The organism is Caballeronia terrestris (assembly GCF_001544515.1).
GTDB lineage: Bacteria > Pseudomonadota > Gammaproteobacteria > Burkholderiales > Burkholderiaceae > Caballeronia > Caballeronia terrestris.
Map to the genome: position 1 here is coordinate 1 of NZ_FCOL02000474.1, position 1103 is coordinate 1103.

1 protein-coding gene and 1 pseudogene are annotated in these 1103 nt (G+C 60.9%); both read left to right on the forward strand.

What is annotated here, in order from left to right:
* A partial coding sequence (locus AWB67_RS38360) for a carbohydrate ABC transporter permease (protein ID WP_143746827.1) occupies positions 1–409 on the forward strand: 409 nt, incomplete at its 5' end.
* A gap of 424 nt (positions 410–833) precedes the next feature.
* Positions 834–1103 (forward strand): annotated as a pseudogene (locus AWB67_RS38365) (GntR family transcriptional regulator); the annotation flags it as partial.

Here is a 1103-nt window from a genome sequence, read left to right on the forward strand (position 1 = left end):
GATTCTGTTCCACGTCTCGTTTCAGACCGGTTTCTGCGCGCTCTTTCTGCGTAGCTTCATCAAGCAGTTGCCGTTCGAACTGATAGAAGCGGCGCGTATCGAAGGCGCAAACGAATGGACGGTGTTCTTCAAAATCATTCTGCCGCTGATTCGCCCGGCACTGGCCGCGCTCGCAATCCTCGTGTTCACGTTCGTCTGGAACGATTACTTCTGGGCGCTGTGTCTCACGCAGGGTGACGAAGCCGCCCCGATCACCGTAGGCGTTGCCGCGTTGAAGGGGCAGTGGGTCACGGCGTGGAACCTCGTGTCAGCCGGGTCGATCCTTGCGGCGCTTCCGTCGGTAATGATGTTCTTCGCCATGCAGCGGCATTTCGTGGCGGGGTTGACGTTCGGCGCGACCAAAGGGTAAATGAGGGGCGCCGTTCCAGCGCAACGTTGGTCCGCGAAGGGCGCCTACGGACCCGGCAAGTCCACTCGCCCGGCCCGCTTGCCGCATCGGAAACGGGTGCCTTGAACCTGACATCAGGTAGGCCAGAAGCATTGGGCGTGATGGGCTGACAAACCGGATCGCTACCCGCAAAGCCGATAGCAGTTCTCTCTACGGCACCCTTTCACGCCCAAGCAACCGAGCGGCACCGCAATTTCATCTGGACATCGAGACCTAGAGTCGTCCGACCTCTAACCTTGTTCGACGTTTTAGACGATCAAGGCCCGGTGCTCAAGCATGGCTTGCCTCGATTTCCGCATTCTCCTCGGAAGTCTGACTGCGGGCAGGGTGTTGTCGCCAGATCGCTCTAGTTCAATGAAAAGCTACTGAAGCCGGCGAGCGTCCGCGCGAACGCACGCTTGCCGAACGGCTGGATGTGTCGCGCACACCACAAAGGGAAGCGCCGAAGGAACTGGCGAGCGACGGACTCGTCGTCGTGCTGCCCAAGCGCGGCGCGGTCGCTGCGGAGCAGAGTCCGGCGCACATCGCCGAGAAACTCGATGTCCTCGGCGTGATCGAGGCGTTCGGAGGCGAGACGGCCTGCCGGATGGCCTCGAACGCAGAGATCGCCGAAATACGCGCGTTGCATCACGAGATGCATGCCGCGTATGAACGG